This is a genomic window from Neisseria sp. P0001.S005 (genome assembly GCF_051963715.1).
Map to the genome: position 1 here is coordinate 1 of NZ_JBQCTZ010000908.1, position 310 is coordinate 310.

General features: G+C 45.2%; 1 protein-coding gene. It reads right to left on the reverse strand.

What is annotated here, in order from left to right:
- The coding region (locus ACTHSP_RS23450; protein ID WP_440346708.1) for a class II fructose-bisphosphate aldolase at positions 1 to 167 on the reverse strand (167 nt) is incomplete at its 3' end.
- Positions 168 to 310 lie beyond the last annotated feature (143 nt).

Consider the following 310-nt stretch of genomic DNA (forward strand, 5'->3'; position numbering starts at 1 on the left):
TATTTGCGTGCGCCTGCGGATGCTTGAACGATAACGGGGGCGTTGACTTGGTCGGCCGCCTCCATGATGGCGCGCATTTGTTCGAGGTTGTTAACGTTGAATGCGGGCAGACCGTAGCTGTTTTCGGCAGCATGGTCCAATAATTGGCGCATGGATACGAGTGCCATGAGGAGCTCCTGAAGTAGTGAAGGGTAAATTTATCCGATAAATTATAATGTTTTTTGAAATGAAAGACTACAAGCTGTTACATTGTTTTTATATATTAACGAACAGGGTCTCGGTTTATAATGGCAGAGTATTGAAAACGGGT